10 protein-coding genes and 2 pseudogenes are annotated in these 14519 nt (G+C 59.4%); 4 read left to right on the top strand and 8 right to left on the bottom strand.

Going from position 1 to position 14519, the window contains the following annotated elements; translation table 11 throughout:
* Positions 1–77 precede the first annotated feature (77 nt).
* Positions 78–734, top strand: coding sequence for an antitoxin Xre/MbcA/ParS toxin-binding domain-containing protein (locus Q2K57_RS18400; RefSeq protein ID WP_369700277.1), 657 nt, complete (start codon positions 78–80; stop codon positions 732–734).
* Positions 735–1088: 354 nt separating this feature from the next.
* Positions 1089–2249 carry a transposase gene (locus Q2K57_RS16755; protein ID WP_304525763.1) on the top strand — a complete coding sequence of 387 codons (1161 nt, stop codon included), beginning with the start codon at positions 1089–1091 and terminating at the stop codon, positions 2247–2249.
* A 497-nt stretch (positions 2250–2746) separates the two neighbouring features.
* Here Q2K57_RS16755 and Q2K57_RS16750 read toward each other — a convergent pair whose 3' ends face one another.
* The 7 genes and pseudogenes from Q2K57_RS16750 to Q2K57_RS16720 form a co-directional block, all read right to left on the bottom strand.
* Positions 2747–5158: a tyrosine-type recombinase/integrase gene (locus Q2K57_RS16750; RefSeq protein ID WP_304525762.1), complete on the bottom strand. Its 2412-nt coding sequence runs from the start codon at positions 5156–5158 to the stop codon at positions 2747–2749.
* Positions 5149–7503 (bottom strand): hypothetical protein, encoded by a 2355-nt coding sequence (locus tag Q2K57_RS16745; RefSeq protein ID WP_304525761.1) that lies wholly within the window; start codon positions 7501–7503, stop codon positions 5149–5151. Before Q2K57_RS16745 ends, Q2K57_RS16750 begins: the two co-directional genes overlap by 10 nt.
* Positions 7504–7749: 246 nt before the next feature.
* On the bottom strand, positions 7750–8301 hold the full coding sequence (locus Q2K57_RS16740) for a hypothetical protein (protein ID WP_304525760.1): 552 nt from the start codon (positions 8299–8301) through the stop codon (positions 7750–7752).
* 693 nt (positions 8302–8994) lie between these two features.
* Positions 8995–10125 (bottom strand): hypothetical protein, encoded by a 1131-nt coding sequence (locus Q2K57_RS16735; RefSeq protein WP_304525759.1) that lies wholly within the window; start codon positions 10123–10125, stop codon positions 8995–8997.
* 1209 nt (positions 10126–11334) lie between these two features.
* On the bottom strand, positions 11335–11640 hold the full coding sequence (locus tag Q2K57_RS16730; RefSeq protein ID WP_304525758.1) for a type II toxin-antitoxin system PemK/MazF family toxin: 306 nt from the start codon (positions 11638–11640) through the stop codon (positions 11335–11337).
* 14 nt (positions 11641–11654) lie between these two features.
* On the bottom strand, positions 11655–11891 hold the full coding sequence (locus tag Q2K57_RS16725) for an antitoxin MazE family protein (protein WP_304525757.1): 237 nt from the start codon (positions 11889–11891) through the stop codon (positions 11655–11657).
* Positions 11892–12053: 162 nt separating this feature from the next.
* Positions 12054–12329, bottom strand: a pseudogene (locus Q2K57_RS16720) (integrase core domain-containing protein); the annotation flags it as partial.
* A 2-nt stretch (positions 12330–12331) separates the two neighbouring features.
* On the opposite strand from Q2K57_RS16720, the pseudogene Q2K57_RS16715 reads away from it, so the two are divergent.
* Positions 12332–12454, top strand: a pseudogene (locus tag Q2K57_RS16715) (IS481 family transposase); the annotation flags it as partial.
* A gap of 406 nt (positions 12455–12860) precedes the next feature.
* Positions 12861–13109 (top strand): GNAT family N-acetyltransferase, encoded by a 249-nt coding sequence (locus tag Q2K57_RS16710; protein ID WP_304525756.1) that lies wholly within the window; start codon positions 12861–12863, stop codon positions 13107–13109.
* 372 nt (positions 13110–13481) lie between these two features.
* Here the strand turns inward: Q2K57_RS16710 and Q2K57_RS16705 are convergent, their stop codons facing one another.
* A complete protein-coding gene (locus tag Q2K57_RS16705; RefSeq protein WP_304525755.1) occupies positions 13482–14357 on the bottom strand; it encodes a DMT family transporter in 876 nt (291 codons plus the stop codon).
* Between the last annotated feature and the right edge of the window lie 162 nt (positions 14358–14519).

Genomic DNA, 14519 nt, shown 5'->3' with positions numbered 1-14519 from the left:
GGCTTTTTTGTTGGTAAGCGATCGAGTATCACCGTGGGCTACCCTGATAGTCATATCATCAGCTGGGCAGCCTCCCCATGACACCGTCCTCACATCCTCCCAAAGACCCGCTAGCCCGGATCTTTGCCTACAGGGCCATCGACCTCCGTGACCGTTTCCCCCAACCTCTGGAGAGCTTTCGCGAGGCACTGGAATGCCTGCAGAGCGAACGCTCCTACATGGCCGCGATGAGCGGCGAGATCATTGCATACCTGCGCGGTGGTAATTCCCTGACAATCCCTGACGAGTTTTTCATACGCCGCGGCTGCGAGCTCGACGCCACTCTCGTACCTCTTGAAGAAAATGATGCGGTGTGCGCGAAAGTGCAGGCCTGGCTGAGGAAAACGCTCACGCGACGTGATGTAGACACCACTAAGGGTGTTCCCGCGGAAGAGCGACCTTACTCACTCGATCAGCTACTGGCACAGTGCAATCCTCAGGCTCCAAACCCTGATGAGCTAAAAGCCTGGCAGGACATGCCCGATGTTGGACGCGAAATCCTGGAGGCGCCTACCGAGACAGATATCTGGCAAGCCGCCGAGCGCTTGTTTGAAAGTCGAGAAGGCGCCGAACGCTGGATGACGAGCCCAGAAATTGCTCTCCGAGGCCGCACGCCGGCAGATGTGGTGGTTGAAGACCCTCAACGCGTTTACGACCTTATCATGCGACTGGAATATGGGGTGTTTAGGCGCTGAACCATCAATCACCAATTGCAGCGATGAAAGTAGGGCAGACCAAGCGGCCAGAGCTGTTTGCCAAGCGTTTAATCAATCATCCGGGACCCAACAGTTACTGGGTCCCGGATGATCGCATCGCCAAACACCCAATGCGGTGGCTCACATTGCGAGTGGACCAGAACCAGGGGGAGGATGAATGGGAGCCTCAACTGTCGTTCGCTGTTGAAAGCCTTCAGCAATAAAACCGCGAGAACCCTCGCCCATTCGGGCGGGGGGGAAAGCGGGCAGTGCGATAGCGTTGCCGGGTTGCGGGCCTGATGCCCACCCTCTATAGTAGTGTATGCATATACAGTCATGAGCGGCGAGATAGCCATGCGACAGGCCACCAAGGTTCGTCTTTACCCCACCGCCGAACAGGCCGATTTTCTGAATCGGCAGTTCGGGGCGGTGCGATTTGTGTACAACAAGGCGCTGCATATCCTCTCTCACCGCTATCGTGTCCATGGCCAGTCGCTTAATGCCAAGCACGACATGAAAAAGCTGCTGCCGGTGGCCAAGAGGTCGCGCAAGTATGGCTGGTTGCGCGAGGCCGATTCCATGGCGCTCCAGCAGGCGTGCATCAACCTCGATCGCGCCTTCCAGAACTTCTTCAATCCCCAGCTCAAGGCACGCTATCCGCGCTTCAAGCGCAAGCACGGTAAGCAGTCGAGCTATCACTGCGTCGGCATTCAGGTCGGCGAGGGCGCAATCAAGGTGCCCACGGTCGGGCCGATCAAGGCCCGCCTCCATCGGTCCATCGACGACAGCCTGAAAAGCCTCACGCTCACCCGCACCACCACCGGCAAGTATTTTGCCTCGATTCTGGTGGAAACCGGCGAGGCGGCAACGACGCCGATCCGTGACCTTGACGCGGAGGCGGTCACCGGCCTCGATGCCGGCCTGTCACATCTCGTCATCGACTCCAGTGGGCGCAAGCTGCCCAATCCGCGCTTTTTGCTTAAGGCCGCGGCCAACGTGCGCCGCAAGCAGAAAGCACTGTCGCGCTGCCAGAAAGGCAGCCGGCGTCGGGCGAAAGCACGGCTGAAGGTCGCCAAGGCGCATGAACGGCTGGCCAATGCCCGCGCCAACTTCCAGCACCAACTGTCTCGACGGCTCATTGACGATAATCAAGCGGTGATCGTCGAGACCCTGCGTATCGCCAATTTGCTCAAGAACAAGCAGTTGGCGAAGCACATTGCCGATGCGGCCTTGGGCGGACTGATCCAGAAACTCGCCTACAAGGCCGAACGCGCCGGCAAGCATCTGGTCAAGCTCGATGCCTGGTATCCAAGCAGCAAGACCTGCTTCCATTGCGGTCACAAGGCCGAGGCGATGCCGCTTTCCGTCCGCACCTGGGACTGCCCGGTCTGCGGCACGCAAGGCATCGACCGCGACATCAACGCGGCACGCAATATCCGACACCAGGGCATTATCGAATTAAAGGCGGCAGGGCTGTCCGTCTCTGCTCATGGAGGCGGTATAAGCCCTGCGTGATACCGCAGGCAACGGCCGATGAAGTGAGAAGCCTCGCCCATCCGGGCGGGGAGCAGTCACATACATGCCCTTTTTACGTTTAGCTTTAGGAGTAGCGGGCATGGGGCTTCTTCATCGCAGCTGCTTGCCTTGCCATCGGTCTCCTCGTCTCAGTGTAATGTCATAACGAGGTGTCCACTGCTGCCCGGCAAGATCAGAATATGCAGTCCCCGCCACCCGAGGACTGACCAGAGTAGTGTGCCTCTTGCCTTGATGGCCTGGCAGGCCAGGGCAAGGCAAGGTCCAAGCAGGTGCACGGATAGGGAATGCCATCGCTATGCTTTATCAGGCGCAGGGGCTCGCGTGTCTTGGTTAGCCGAGAAGGCGCATCGCCACCTGGGCTTGATAGCGGCAAGCCAAAGCCCAGGAGCCCCTCCGCGTCATGGCCTCATGCCATGCGCCACCACCGGCAACATACGACGAATCGCGACACTAGGCACAAGACGCCTTCGCGGCCCTCACCGTCGACGCTTGGCGGCTTTGCCGTTGGCCGGGGTCGCCTCCTTGAGAATATCTGAGTGAATGACCGATAGGGTATGCACATAGTACTGAAGCGTCGTACCGGCATGGCGGTGACCGATCCATTTCGCCACGACTTCGAAGAGGGTGCCCCGCCGTAGCGTGTCTTGACCTTCTTCCGCACAGAAATGCGTGAGCGCTTCCTGTACCCGGGGCGGGGTAAAAATTTCGTCGTATTGGTAGCACAGTGACTGAAGAAAGTCCGCCGACTGGGCCGCATGCAGCCGCAGGATCAACCAGCTCGCCGCCGCATGGCGCAGGCTGTGGAAATCGACATGCTCACCCATCTCTTCTCTTAGCAGGGTGATGGTCTCGCGGCTCAGAACCTCCTTCTGATACGCATCCGGATTGCCCCGCGGCCCGAACAGGGCGATCTGATCCAGAGGACGCCCCGGGCACTGCCGCTTTCGTTCCTCGACCCACCGCTGGAGCATGGGAATGACGCGGCGGGGGGATAGCACATGCAGCGGAATACGGCGCCTTGCCGCCTCGCTCTTACCGTCCAGCACGAGAATCCAGCAGGCCAGAGGCGCCGCTTTCTCTTCTCCTCCCTCGCCCTCACTCTCGTCATGTGTCACTGACCTGTCGCCGTTAAAGGGCGTGGCAAATGACATCAAGGGTTCGAGTTGCACATCCTTGAGCGTCAGGCTGGCAATCTCAGAGATGCGCAGTCCGCCATAACAGCCCAGTGCGATCACGAGGGCGTACATCTGGCGCGTGGAGCCATCCACGCCCGCGTACGTCAGGCGCTTCCACAGGGAAGCAGCCTCGCTCGGGGAGATGATGTCGGTTCGCAAGGTACTGAGCGGCACCTCGACATCGACATGCGGCAGCCGAATGCCCTCGAGGAGCCCGAGTTCGGGACAGAAGGCCAAGAAGCGTCGCATCAACCCGAGGGTCTGCGACAGGGTGGAGTCCCTGATCCCAGCCTCATCGGTCAATATGGCCTGCAGATCCTCAACCGTGTCGTCATCCCAGTCCTGAAGCTCCAGCACGGCTGGGTGCTCCAGCAGACGCATCTGGGTCAGCTTCGAGAGATAGGTCTGTAGCGTGTTGAGGTTGCCTTTGGGTTGGCGACACAGGAGATCGTACGCCCAATCCAGCAACAGGTGGACATAACTGGTAGTGGAGCCGGTCAGTTGCGTCAGTTCATCGTGATAGTGCTGCTTGATATCCTCCACCGCGCGCTGACTGGCGGCCTTCGAATACGGCGTCGCCACGTCCCGGCGTATCGTATTGATGAACTGATGGGTGATGTTCTTCAAGCGTCGCGGCCAATCAGGTGGCAGTTGCTGCCAGTCGGGGGCCCACACACCGGCTGGGGTGGTCAATAACTCCGGCTCACTGGTGGAGGGCTGGTGGTTGGTTTGCGCCGAGGGGGATGGCCGCCACGTCTTCTGCACGACACCGGGAATCTCGAGTAGCGCGTGTCGCGTACTGATGGGCAGGGGGTAACGCAGAAGCAACGAGCTCCATAACGGCGCGATGCCATTGAACACCGGCAGATAACGGGTCGCTCGCGCCAGGGAATGCCAATGCTTCAAGCGGCGCGGCGTATCCTCGTCGGCCTCATCCCGGCATGCCGCCAAGAACACCTGGGTGACCTTGTCCAGACGCTGGCGGATCTTCTTCTCGCGCTGCTTTAGCGTCTTAGTCTGATCATGCTCGGTAAACAAGAGCAGGCCATCATTCAGGTCCGTCGGTGCCCCCCGGCGCAGTTCGTTCAGTGCCTCTGATGCCCGCTGGGTCAGCCGCAGAGGGTAGCGGCCGATCTGTTCGGCCTCGATGGGCTGGGACGGAATGGATAACCATTGGTCATCTCCCACCATGCTTGGCCGTAACATCGCGAGGGTCGACACAATGACCCGTTCCCCCATGCCCGCACTCGCCGTAAGCGACAGGGCCAGTCCCACCAACCAGGCATCGGGGTGCCGATGTTGATGCTTCACGCACCAGGGCCGCAACTGTCGGAGCACCTGCTCCGCCTCGTTGATATCCTGCAACAGATCACCCCGCGTGGGCATGGCGGTCGCGCGATGAACCGGCTGTGGCTGGATGGGCAAGACGTTACAGCACCCGGGTAAGGTGTTAAGCGTTGCCAGCACATTGCAGACGCGGCGATGGCTTTCGCGCCGGCTGATCGGACGCTCTTGGGCTTTGCGCCATGCCTGGTGCTCACGAATGAGGGCAGTGGCCTGCTCACTGCCCAGCCGCAATTCACCGTTGGCCTGATACCTGAGCGCACGCTCCATGATGGCCCACGTCTCATCCCGTGAGGCCTTGGCGTAGAGAGGCGACTGCATGGCCTTCAGTTGCGCCATCATCGTGTGGGGCGTCAGCGTTATAGCCATCGTAATACCTCCATCTTGAGGGGGCGAAAATTCACGGCCGACAGGCGTTGCTCCATGGCCATCGTTCCCTGTTGCCAACCGGTGATGGGGGCGAGCGAGCGGGGATGACAGCGGTCGCGTCCGATGCGGGCATGCCCGACCAGCGCATCGAGTAACGCCTCGTCGAGGTGTTCGTGCAGTGCCGTGGTGAAGCTGTGCCGTGTGGCGTTGTCCGAAACGGTCAGCTCATCGACCCCCAGCACGTCACAGAGCAGGGCGCGGAAGTCGCCATGATGGAGCGCGCGCACACGGAATCCGGTCCTGCGCTTGCTGGTCGGGATCAGCCAGGCCGGCCAGTGCTGATCTACCTGACGCTGGTCCTCCACGCGATAGCCCTGGTCGGTTAGCAGTGTCATCGCGGTTTTGAGAAGCTGCTGATGAGCTGACAGTTGCTCGACGATGGCCGGGAGCAGGGGCGTCACACGACTCTCGAGGCCACGGCTGGACGCCTTATCGCGCAACCAGCCTGTCGTGCCCGTGATGTGGGTCTGCGTGTTGGCGGAGACGGGACGCGCCCCGGTGCTGACCATCCAGCCCAGGTAGGTGTGGGCGGCCGACACCTGCAGATACGTGACGAGTGCCTCGACCGGCAGGGGGTCGACGCGTAACCACTGTTGGATCGGTGTCGCCGAGGCCTGAAGCGCGTCACGCAGCGCGGTGAACCATTGCTGGGCGGTTGACTCGGAGAGTCCCCGACCTGAACCCACCCATCCTTGGGTAGATAGCGGCTGCTGGTCCTCGGACGGGCTGACCGGCACACCACAGCGCTGCATGCCGGCATCGAACAACGCCTGTAAGCGCTGCCGAGGGACGGCGCGATACGCGGCAGGCGCGGCATCTAGCGCGCCGTATTGTCCCTGCAGGGTCAGCACCAGGTGGTTGTTTTGGGATAGCGAGCGCATGTGCAGCCATGCCGTCGCCCTGAGTCGGTTGGCCGTGGGGGAGATACCGGGCAAAGCGTGGAAATGCTTGCGCAGATGACGGTTCAGTACCGTGACGCTGCCGTTCAGCGGTCGTTCTTGATCAGCGCTCAGCAGCGCCTGCTGTAGGGACGGCGGCAGGGTCAGGATCACCCAGCAGTTGTCTTGGGATCCGTCAGGATGCTGGCTGGGCCCGTCCAGGAGCCGGTAATACAGGAGGCCCCGCTCAGGATCCCAGCGCGGTGTGTCAGCGTCGAGTTCATCGCTATCCGATGGGGCATAGGGGTGTCGGGTCAGCGTGATCAGACGTTTGACGCGCATCCCCGTGACCAGCAGTAGCCGAACCAGTGCATGGGCCAGAGGGGGCAGGGTGAGGGCCAATACCTGATGCACTTGCCATGGCGTCAGGCGCTGAACGTCCTCCTGGGTCACCAAAGCATCTGTCGCCGCCATGGACGCGACGCGGCGTGCCGCACGGCGGTCATCGCTAGGCGTGAGTAGCGATGGGCGGGCCCGTTCGAGCATTAGTACGGGGGCTTCATCGTCGGGGCTCGCGCGATGGGCGTTGGAGGGTCGGGTCAACCGGTAGCCTTGCGCTGCCAGCTCGCTGGGCATGGCATTCGCCATGGGTTGCCAGTCCGTGTCGCTGTTGGTCGGTACCTGCTGTCGCGTGGTCGGCGAGGGCAGGGCATCGGCAATCTGATCGCGACGGTGTCGCTGGTGATGAGTGAGCGCCGGCGAAGGCGTGGCCCCTTCTCGTGGGCCTCGGCGCACTGACGATGTGTCGCGCTCGGCCTGTCCCGGCCGGCGCGTCTTTTCCAGCAACGCATAAAAGGTCTGATACTGCCGCCCGAGGCGCTGGCGTTCCGCGGCCATGCTGGGGCTGCCCAGGGCGCGGCATGCGCTATCCCAATCATGCAACGAGATGCCATGCAGGTCCTTATTCTCCAGCACACTCACCAGGACATCTCTGACATGGCGCGTCTGGGCGGTATAGATCGATGGCTGGGCATGCGGGATGACACAGCCAAACATGCGACTAAGCAGCGTCCGGGCACATTTGGCCTCCTCACCCGCGCGGTTGAGCAGGTGGGGCTGCTCCATCGCATATGACAGGGGGTATTGCGAGCCGACCGTTGTGCAGGGCGAGAGGTGCCAGTTTGGGGTCATTACCAGCTTGTTTCTGGCATCGGTATCCGGCTCGAGGTCATGGTCGGCGACATAGCGATCGTAGGCTTTTGCGATGTCTGGTTGTGTTGGCGCGGGCAGCGAATAGCCAATGACGGCGAGCCCGAACGCGCGCTCGCTGTCGGATAGCGAGGAGGCCGTCAGGATCTCCTCGCAGCGCGGAATTGTCCAAGCGGGTAGTTGTGGCGATTTGCTCACTTGATGTCCTGTCATTTACGTGAAAATGCATCGAAGTAAAGGTCGATTAACCGATAGTTAGGTCCAGTATTTCCCTGTTGAATCAGTCTGCCGTGCGTCCCATACGACGATGTTGCGGGGCGTCATGGCCTTCAGCTTCAGCAGGCATCTCGGAAGCGGTGGGCGCAGCTAGTACTGAAACCTCCGACTGCGCCGTTCTGTATCAGATGATGGCTCGGATGTTTTAGCGGTTGATCGAGTCGGCGTTTACTCCGCCGTTTTCTGCGGGCTGCCACGTAGCGTCTTCAGGTCCTCGTCCACTGTTTGTAGCGACAGTTGGCCGTCGTAGAGTTGGAAAATAATTGAACGCTGGAGCGGGTCTTTGCATGGGAACACCATTTCTTTAATGAACTGCTGAAGCCGGGCGTCGTCCTTCAGCGTGATAAGGGCGTTCCGCCGGCGTCTGGCCGTTACCCCCTTTTGGATGGGCAACACGTAGCAGGGCTGCAGTTTGCTGTAGATAAACATCAGAAATCGCACGGCACCGGGGGGAAGGTCGTCCTCTGCGACTTCATAGGTCATGACGCTGGCTATTGCAGGCAGGTTCTGCAGCTGATGCGCCACGATTTCCGCATTGAGGAGTTCGTGCTCGCCGCTGGCCCACTTTAAGATGACTGGGGGGTTGTCCAGGCTGACATTTTGCGCACCGGTAATCGGCTGCGCGACATTGAGCGTCGGGATGTCCCACACCTCGCGACTGATGCGATTGGCGGAGACATGAAAGCTGTCCGGCGTCTCGAAAATTGTTTCTTGGGTCATGATTAACTCACTGTTCTATGTGCCTGCTCTATATAAAGGGGGCTGTGGTCCTGGTTTTGCGGTGATTTGTTGCGAATGGATAAAAAAAAATCTTGGATCGCTGCTCGAAGAGCTGGGCACCGACATCCAGGAACGAGAAGGCTCGTGTATCGCGATTGTGCTGTTGGGTGAGGTGCGCGTGTTCCCCTAGCCCTCAGCCTTCACCGGATACCGACAAGGGCGCGATGGCTACCATCCGCCTGTGGTTGAAAGAGAACAGAGAGCCCCGGTGAACAACGTCATGACCATTGACGGCTATAACGCCGCTGTTATTCAGTTCGACCCGGATATCGAGTTGTTTCGGGGGCGAGTTCACCGGCGTAAGCGGTGGCGCCGACGTCTACGCCGAGCGAGTGGCCAACGCTGCATGAGGAAGGCTGGATATCGCTGCGCGTCTTCCTAAATTCAGGTGCGCGTACCTGAAGATCGACACAACAATGCTGTCGATGCCGCGACCGCCAAGGGGCAGACCTTTAATCCCTTTGGTGGTTGCCACCATCAAGTACGAGCTCTCGGCGTAATACCGCCTTGGCGCTGAGAACCCGAATGCGTCAGTCGCACATGCCCGGGTCTGTGGGCAAAAACCAACCTCCCGGTCTACCCGACGTCGTTGACGCCGGGGTCTGTCGCGGAAATGAGCCGGAGGATGCTCAATTAATCGATATTTAGGCCCAGTTTTTCCCGGATTACTGTTTGTGGCGTGCGCCCCACATGACGAGTTCGCGGGGAAACACCAAAGTCGAATTCGGCCATTCGTAAGGCATGCTCCGGGTCAGTGATTTGCGAGAGGTTATGCGGGAATGTCGGTTTCGCCTTGGCAGGCTGGTGGGTAGCAGGCGGCGCAGGATGAGACGGTGTTGAGGTGGCGTTATTCTCTAATGGGGCCTGGGGCGGAGCACTGACCTTTGGAGAGGGCGGCGGCATATGCTCAGGGACAGTGTCAGCTTCGACGCGATCATCGACGCTTGAATAGGGATGATGTGCGGCGTCTGAATCGGGTTGTGCGTCTTCACTGACGAGGGCCAGCGATTGGCGGTGATGGGGCTGGTCGTCCTGTGATGTAGGGGCGAGTTGCGCTGACGCCGGCGCAGAGCAACCGTCTACTGCCAACCGAGTAGCAGGGATATCGGAAGCGATGGGCGCAGCTGGGCCCGAAACCTCAGCCTGCATTGATTCTGTGGCAAGTGCTGGCTTGGGCTTTTTAGCGGGTGATGCGTTTGATCGAGTCGACGTGTGCTCCCCCGTTTTCTGCTGGTTGTCACGAAACACCTTCAGGTCCATATCGATGGCATTGATCGACAGTTTGGCGTCGAAGAGCTTGAAAATAGTGGAACGCTGCAGCGGATCTTTACCTGGAAACACGACCTCTGTAATAAACTGCTGAAGCAGTGGGTCACCTTTCAGGATATTAAGGGCGTTCTGCCGGCGTGCGGCCGTTTTCTGCTTCTTGGTGGGCAACTCGTAGCAGGGCTTAATTATGCGATAGATAAACTTGAGGAACAGGTCGGCAATAGGGGAGAGGTCGTCCTCGTCGACTTCATGAACCATGACGCTGCCTACCCCGGGCAGCTTCTGCAGTGCATGCGACACCGATTCCGCATTGAGCAGTTCACGCTGTCCATCGGCTTTCTTCAAAAGGACCGGTTTGATGCTCAGGTTAACATTTGGCGTACCGTTGACCGGCTGCGCTAAATCAAGATGCGGGAGGTCTCCTACCTCACAACAGAGGTGCTCGGCGAAGTAATGAAAGCCACCTCGGGCGACGATAACTGTATCTTTGGTCATGCTCAACTCACTGTTTCTTTGGGGTATGCCCTTAGAACAGGGGTCAACGGCGTACTTTTGCGGTGTTTTTTGGCGAAGGGAGTAAAAAAACTTTGATGTCGGGTCGCATGGCGTGCCCACTGCTCAAAAATGGCCTGAGTCGGTGCGATGCTGGATGAGACTGTAAGATTCATGGGTGGTACAGGATGTATTCCCCCCTTCTATAAGTGGCACGCAAAGCGTTAAGTCTTACGCTGCCAAATCGCGCCCCGAATCCCGGTCACTGCCAATGTGAGAATTTCGCTATGTTCCCCGGTACCGGGCGATCTCGCGGTGCAGCGACACCGTCATTTCGGCTTGCAAACCATCGCCGTCCTTAGGACCCACGAGTGAGGCGCCTCCCTCGCCGATCTAGCCCGTCGAGATGGCGTGACCGAATAGACATCTTTCGTGGGAAGATCTGGTAGGGCGGCATGGAAGGCTTGGGGACGAAGGGGCTCCATGATCTGAAACCCCAAGCACTTGCCTGACGAAAGGACTGCGGCAAGCGCCCACGCGACAGTGACGACCACAAGGAGCTTGTCTCGGGTAATTGAGGACGATCGACGCGAAGGAGGCGCAGCAATGCACCTGATGACCGGCGGCTGGTTCAGTCCAGTGATATCGCTGTTGAAGGTGGGGCTGCTATGACCGGTGGTCCACTACCCGGTGATGCCGCGAGATGAGGACCCGCTACCGATGTGGCTGAATGCCTTGGCAACCTGTTGCTCCCCACTACGTCTGCCTATTGCTGTCCGCCAGGAGGGCCGCATGATGAATCGCGAGTGAGCTTCTCAGCTGCAGAGGGAAGCGGGAGTAGGCCTGAACCCGAAAGTGCAAGCGACGAGAGCGGTCGTGAACGACGATGCCGTGCCCGTTCAGTGCCAACCCACGCTGCTCAATGAATAGCGTCGCGGATCAGCTAGTGGCGGGGCGGCGATTCCGTGTGCTGACGATCGGTGATGGCGTCAGTCGGGAATACGTCAGCCAATGGGTGGGATCATCGATCGGCGAGGCGGTGCCTGGCCAGGATTCTGGAAGCAATCGCGCAGCAGCACCCGTTTCCCACCGCGATTTCCGGCGATAACGGGCCTGAGATGACGAGCAAGGCGATATTCTTTATGTGCGTGAGCGGAAGGTGAGGCTGGCCTTCATTCAAGAATGTGTGGGGCAAGTGATGGCTAGCCTCACTCACGCGAAGCCCAGGAAGACGGCCAGCGCTCTGTTGACGGCGACCATGGCGCTGTCATCGAGGTGACCGAAGTACTCTCCAACTCTCTCGCGTTTCACCGTCATGGGTTTGTCCACCATGATCTGGGAGCGTCGGTGCAAGCCGTTTTCGGGGGTGGGCTCAACATCGAGGCGGATCAACGGTGCATCGACCCGGCTGCTGGAGAGCAGCAGCACCGTCACACTGCCTGTGCAGGCAAACTGATCAGACTGGACGATGAGGGCGGGACGCGGCTTACCGAAATCACCCGTTAGGGCAATGGTCACGAGATCCCCACGCCTCATGCGTCATCCTCGTCATCCAGGTCAAGATCCAGCAGAGCCGCGTCCATTAAGTCCTGCAGGTCGCGATCCCCGGCGTCGGCAGCTGCCACGATAGCGCACTGACGGCGAGCCTCTTCGGCGAAGCCGGGCTGTCGAGTGTCCGGGACCCAGATTTGGATCGGGCGCAGGCCGGCCGCTCGCAGGGCGCCGCGGTGCTTTTTTACCCTGTTGTTTACATCGTTCGTAGCCACCATGGCGGTTTCTCCGTCTTGTTACATGAAACATGTTAGCGCACATCTACGTTACATGTAACGCGATTGTCCGAAAAACTGAACCGTACTGGCTTTCTCGGAGCTCCGTTGGTTTGAGTCAGCAATAAAACCGCGAGAACCCTCGCCCATCCGGGCGGCGAGCAGTCACACCGCTTTCTTGGCCTGACCCTGTTGCTCATAGTACAGCGCTTCTCGTTCGACCGGCGGCATGTTACCGATCGGCTCCAAGAGCCACCGATGATTGAATCAGTCGATCCATTCCAGGGTAGCGAACTCAACAGCTTCCAGATGCCGCCATGGCCCACTTCGGCGGATCACCTCTGTCTTGAACAACCCAATCACCGTCTCGGCCAGTGCGTTATCATATGAGTCGCCAACACCCCCGACAGAAAGGGCGATGGTGGCATCCTCCAAGCGCTCTACAGCATCTCCTCGCCTGGCTCCATCAGTACAACTGGCATCGACCGCATGCCAGTCTGAATTATCAGCCTTCGGTTAGCCGGCTGGGGCTTTCTGTAAACAACCTGGTGGGGTTACATAGCTAGCAGCAGATAAGTTCACCGGCCCGTCACCTTCATCTAGCGCTTCATGTAGCTTCGTACCCCGGGATAGAAAGCCCAGGGCCTTCTAGAAGTTCTCTTTTCGAGCGGTTGCCTTAGGTCGATACTCTTTACCTGCGGCGTGCATGGCTCACCTCCTGCTTCGCTCAACCAGCAAAGACGAGGTGGTGAGCACCGTGTTGGTGGCTGCCGCTAATGTCCCAAGGGGGTCAGGTTGATCGAGCCGATCGGAGAAGGCATACACTACCTAGCTTCTAGATGGAGCCCAGACAGCGACCCTGCACATGCGCATGGCATCAAATGAGCCCACATGGAATTTTCGCAAGGCGTCTGAGGGCAAGATTAGGAGCTCGTCGCGCTGTTCACGGTTACCTTCACCGCCTCTGAGGGAGTGTCAGAAGGTACGCTGATTGGCGACCTGGTGCGTAGCCAGCTGTCTCGCACGGCAGCCGCGGATCTCTATGTTTTTACCGCCGAGTCCGATGGTGTGGTCATCGGTGGAGCAGTCTTCACGAGGCTGACCTACGACCAAGATGATCGGAGCGTGTTTGTACTCGGCCCGGTAGCGGTGGCGACCGAGTGGCAAGGCCAAGGTGTTGGTCGGCAGTTGCTGACCTACGCTCTTATGGCGCTGTGTTAGGCGGGAATCGACATCGCTGTGACTTATGGTGCCCCGAGCTACTATTCGCGTGTTGGCTTTGCGCCAGTCTCTGAGTCATTCATCCCGGCCGCGTTCAAGCTGAAGTACCCCGTGGGGTGGCCTCGCACAATCACTGAAGAAGACCGAGATGACACCGCTGAAGGGGACGGCCCACTGTGTCGAGGCGTTCAATGATCCAGCTTTCTATTAGGAGACGTACCGCGCAGTGAATTCCATGTCGACAGCGCTACCATCCCTCCAATGACGTGCCTGGAGGCGCCTGCTGTCTGGCCTACCTAGAACCCAGATAGTGCTCAACCTACGAGTGATGACGGATGGTATGCGACGGTTACCTGAGGCCAAACGGCATTTTTACGACACCGGCCTACGCTTCAGGCTGGTGCGCTTCTCGTGATAAGCGATCGCCAGGCCACTGGCGATGATGATCAGGGTGCCGATATAGACCCACAGATCCGGTTGCTCATCCCAGAACCACCAGCCCAGTAGCACCGCCCAGACCATGGCGGTGTAATCAAAGGGTGCAGCAAGCGCCGCTGGAGCATGACGAAAGGCCAAGGTGATGCTGGCCATGGCGCCGATGCCGAATACACCAGCGGCCAGAAACCCCAGCCAGTGCCAGGGCAAGGGCGTTTGCCAAGCCCAGGGCAAGAGAGCGCCGGTAACCAGCAGTGGCACAAGGGTCACGTAGAAGACCATCGCCCACAGATATTCTCGGGCCCCATAGCGTCGGGTGGTGATCATCACCAATGCGTAAAAGAGCGCGGTAGCTACTACCACCAGCGCCCCCGGTTGAAAGCTCTCCGCGCCAGGGCGCACTACCACCAGTACCCCGAGGAATCCGACAATCGCGGCTGTCAGGGGCAAACGTTCAACTCGCTCGCCGAGCAGTGGCACCGAGAGCAGCGTCACGAAGAGTGGTGCGGCAAAGGCGATCGCAGTGGTCTCTGCCAGCGGTAGCAGCGTTAAGCTATACACGAAGCACAGCATCGCTGCAGTAGCCAATAAGCCACGTACTAGGTGCAAGCCCGGACGCTGGGTGGACAGCTTGCGAAGGCCGCCGCTGAAGTGGGCGATCAGGGCGATCAATGGAAGAGAAACCAGGGTACGGAAGAAGATAATCTGGACTGGCGAATGCACCTCGCCCAGCCACTTGGAAAGTGCATCACCCGCCGAAAAGCAGAACACTCCGGCACACATCCACAGAATGCCTTTCAATGACGACGGCATATGATCCTCCTTGATCCCGTTTTTTCGCATCCGCAACGGATCTGCAAAAGAAGGAGCTACCCTAACCGAACCCGCTACCTTCGGCGATGGATGGGCCTGTTGGATTAGGCGACCGCTGCTTTCGGGCGTCGCTTCGCCGAGGTGGTAGTGTACTGTCTGGCT

It is taken from the genome of Halomonas sp. I5-271120 (assembly GCF_030553075.1).
In the GTDB taxonomy this organism is placed as follows: Bacteria; Pseudomonadota; Gammaproteobacteria; order Pseudomonadales; family Halomonadaceae; genus Onishia; species Onishia taeanensis_A.
Note: the sequence above shows the minus strand (reverse complement) of the source record. Positions and strands in the feature narration are given on the sequence as shown.